The sequence below is a fragment of the Aquirufa nivalisilvae genome, from assembly GCF_003143535.1.
Taxonomy (GTDB): Bacteria; Bacteroidota; Bacteroidia; order Cytophagales; family Spirosomataceae; genus Aquirufa; species Aquirufa nivalisilvae.
The window spans coordinates 2,127,073-2,131,382 of the sequence record NZ_CP029346.1 but is presented as its reverse complement, the minus strand read 5'-3'; the positions used below and the strand labels follow the sequence as shown (position 1 = coordinate 2,131,382).

Annotated in this window: 1 protein-coding gene; it reads left to right on the top strand. The window is 37.7% G+C overall.

Translation table 11 applies throughout. From position 1 onward, the window contains the following. Positions 1-370 precede the first annotated feature (370 nt). Positions 371-4,270, top strand: a complete 3,900-nt coding sequence (locus HME7025_RS09380; RefSeq protein ID WP_161956230.1) for a T9SS type B sorting domain-containing protein — start codon at positions 371-373, stop codon at positions 4,268-4,270. The last annotated feature ends 40 nt before the right edge of the window (positions 4,271-4,310 follow it).

Genomic DNA, 4,310 nt, shown 5'->3' with positions numbered 1-4,310 from the left:
AGAAATTGAAATGATGCCCTATACATCATTTCAATAAGAGGGAAACCTCAAAAACATTAGAACACGGATTGCAGAAAGTCGGGACTTTTTAAGTTTCGACTTTTTTATTAGGGGTAAATGGAGACTCTAAAATTCTATGGAAAAGAGAACAAATTTCTTGCCTTTTAATAAGTATTTTCTCCACCAATATTTTGATATTTGTAGAGCAATGAATAATTGCAATTTTAACCACTAATAGCCAGACAAAACACCTTTATGGTGCTTAGTTTGTGCATATCAAAATATGTGTTCTAATCAACAATTCAATCGAAAAGCCACGAGCTTTTTGTCCTGCTTGCCTAGCGCCAAATTTTTCTTAGGCCTTTGTTTCATGTTTTTTTGTTTAAGTCATTGGACTAAAGCCACGAAGCTACATTCCACTAGCAAAAATGTAATACTGCATTCAAAAGATGGGAAGCAATTTGATCAATCAAAAAAGGTAGGTTCAGCATCGGCTAAAATGAGCTTAGCTACCCGCTTAAAAATAACGGGAGATGCCCATCAAATAGCCGGAACTAGTCAAGATATCACCATCACGGCATTGGACGATAATGGAAATGTGGATGAGAGTTATAGTGGTAGTAAAATAATTACATTTTCTGGAGCAAGTATGGTTTCTTATTTTGCTGAAGCAGTTCAAGGGGGAGTTGGTAATTTAATTGAATTTGTGCCTAGTGCCAATAATAAACAATTTGGTCAAAGTTTCTTTTTGGAATTCGAAAATGGAATGGCTATTGCATCCTTGATTTTATATAAAGCGGAAATCGCACAAATTTCAGCTCAAGAGGAATTGGGAATAGAAACATTGGTGAATGACCGATTAACTGTTACGGTAACTCATAATGTTATAAATCAATTTGATTTAAATATTAATCCAATTCAATATAATCGACTTCCTTTTTCTGGAACCAATCTTTTAACGGCATTAGATCAGTATTTTAATCCTGTTTTAGATTATAATGCAGAAACCAATCCCGTTGAATTTCGAATTTCTAATTTTACAGGAAAAGTTAGTAGGTCAAATGGAAGTCAACTATTAAATCTTAGTACTGATTTTCACCAAGGGGTTGCTGATTTATCCACCATGGGAATTACTTTTGCTGGCCCCATTAGTGCTATTGGAAGTTTAATTTTTCAAGTGGTGAATAATCCTTCCATTATATATGGGAAGCCAATGGTTCTTTATGGAGGAAACCCTATTAAATTTGAATTATCTGGACCAATTTCTAGATTAGCTGGCCAATTTTTAACAGTAAGTATTTTAGCCATAGATATGGATGGAAATACCTCTTTTTTATATGGTGGAACCAAAAATCTAACGGTAGAAACTAATGCTTCTCCTACTTCAAATGGGCTAATTCCTACATTAGAAAATTCAGAATTTAATAAGTCAGTTCAAATTGGTTTTGTAGAAGGTAGAGCAACTTTTAAAGCTGTATTTTATAAAGCTGAAAAAGTCAATATAGATGCATTTGATGGAAATATAACGTCCAAATCTAATGCAATTCCGTATAGCCTAATGATCAATCCTGCTCCATTAAATAAATTCAAAACCCAATTATACAGCCCTCAAACCTCAGGAGAGACTTTTATAGGTGAAAACACCGTCACGGCTTTGGATGCTTACGACAATGTCATTACCAATTATAATGCAGGGACTACGGTAAATAATGTACGCGTTTCCACTAGTTTAAAGGGAACTATTTCGGGTTTATCAGGAATCAATATATTGAATCGAGCTGGTGATTTTGTCAATGGTGTTGCCAATTTAACACGTTTGGGATTAAAGTTTACTGGTAGAGAAGGAGTGGGAACATTCACTTTTACTAGAACCCTCAATAACATCACAGGAACTAGTAATGTCATCACGATGTATTCTGGTGATATGGATCATGATGGTTTATTAGATACCTATGAAATTGGTAATAATAGCGAATTACCCAAGGATACGGATATGGATGGGATTTTAGATTTTGTCGATAAGGATTCAGATAATGATTCCTTGTTGGATTCCGTTGAAAGTGGGGGAGATATGGACCATGATGGTATTCCAAATTTCTTGGATTTGGATTCTGATGGAGATTGGTTAGGAGATAGCGATGAACGAGATGGTGATAATGACTTGGATGGAAAGCCCAATTTCTTAGATTTGGATTCAGATAATGATGGTATACCTGATGCCTGGGAAGGGAAAAATAAGTGCGCCACATGTACCACCAGTATCGACAATCATGGAGACGGATGGGATGACCGTGGTCAAAATACGCCTGTCATAGATACGGATTTGGATGGGCAACCCGATTACCTAGATCAAGATTCTGATAATGATGGCATTCCCGATCGAGTAGAATTAGGAGCTGATATTGACGGAGATTCCATTCCGAATTTTAGAGATTTAGATTCGGATAATGATGGCATCCCAGATACCCTTGAGGCTGGAAATTTTGAGCATCCTCGCGATACCGATTCAGATGGATTAGCCGATTTTGAAGATGTTGATTCGGATAATGATGGATTACCTGATAGTTTGGAAGTAGGCCCCAATCCAAGCAAACCATTGGATACAGATCAAGATGGTATTCCTAATTACCTTGATTCAGACGCGGACGCTGATGGAATCTTAGATATTTGGGAATTGGGCAATGCCCCTTTACATCCACTTGATACCGACATGGATGGCTTACCTGATTATTTGGATTTGGATTCTGATGGTGACGGAATCCCCGATGTAGTAGAAAATGGAAGCAAGACACAACCACAAGATACGGATCACGATGGAATCCCCGATTTTCAGGATTCAGATTCGGATGGCGATAAAATTCCTGATAGACTTGAAGCCGGAGCAAATCCCTTAAAACCTTTGGATACGGATCTTGATGGTCAAGCGGACTTTCTGGACTTAGATTCAGACAATGATTCAATTATAGATCAAATAGAAGCTGGAATAAATGCCCTTATTCCTACCGATACCGACCAAGATGGTGTGCCTGATTTTAGAGAAATAGATGCAGATTCTGATTATATACCAGATCAAATAGAAGTGGGTCAAAACCCTGCTCATCCTGTAGATACCGATGGTGATGGTAAGCCTGATTACCAAGATTTGGATTCTGATAATGATGGCATCCCCGACTTAATAGAGGGGAATTTCATAGGTAAAATTCCAGTGGATACCGATTCCGATGGAAAGGCAGATTATGTTGATCTAGACTCCGATGGAGATGGTATAGCTGATTTTTTTGAAGCAGGCCTTAACCCTACACATCCTTTGGATACTGACCTAGATGGTATTCCCAATTTCCAAGATGTAGATTCTGATGCAGACGGTATTTTAGATAAGATAGAGGCGGGACTGAATCCTAGTATTCCAGCAGATTTTGATGCTGATGGGACTCCAAATTATATCGACTTAGACTCAGATAATGATTCAATTTCGGATAAAATAGAGGCACAGCCCTTAATCAGTGGACCCGCAGATACGGATCATGATGGATTTGCCGATTATTTAGATCTAGATTCGGACAATGATAAAATACCTGATCGAATTGAGGTAGGAAAGGATAGTAACAACCCAGTGGATACAGACCACGATGGATTACCCGATTACCGAGATTTGGATTCAGACGGAGACAAAATTCCCGATGCCTTGGAGTTTGGCAAGAATCCATTAAGCCCCATAGATACCGATGGTGATGGTAAGCCTGATTACCAAGACACAGATTCTGACAATAATGGCATCACGGACACAGAAGAAGTAGGTCCCGATCCAACAAATCCACTCGATACGGATACTGATGGAATCTATAATTATTTAGATGCAGATGATGATGGAGACGGTTTATTGGATAAATGGGAAAATGATCTCAATTTGGGAGCTTTACCTGATTGTGACCATGACGGAATCCCTAATCAATTGGACCCTGATGTTTGTGAAACATATTTGACAAATGGTTTTTCTCCCAATGGAGATGGAGTTAATGACACCTTCATCATTCCAGGAATCATGAGTTTGCCGAATCATCGATTAAGTATTTATAACCGTTGGGGTAGTCTAGTTTTTGAAACAGATAACTACAAAAATAATTGGGATGGCATGTCCAATAACGCAGATACCCTACTAACCAATGATGGTAAAATAGTGGATGGTATTTATTATTACATCATTGATTTTGGAACTGTTCGGCCAATGATTCAATCTTATTTGTATGTCAATCGAATGAAGAATAATTAGGAAACAAGTGGTTTAATTAAATATAGGTTGAAGAAAAACG

Excerpts from the sequence above, each read along its gene's own strand:
- HME7025_RS09380 (WP_161956230.1), top strand. The coding sequence starts at position 371 with ATGTTTTTTTGTTTAAGTCATTGGACTAAAGCCACGAAGCTACATTCC.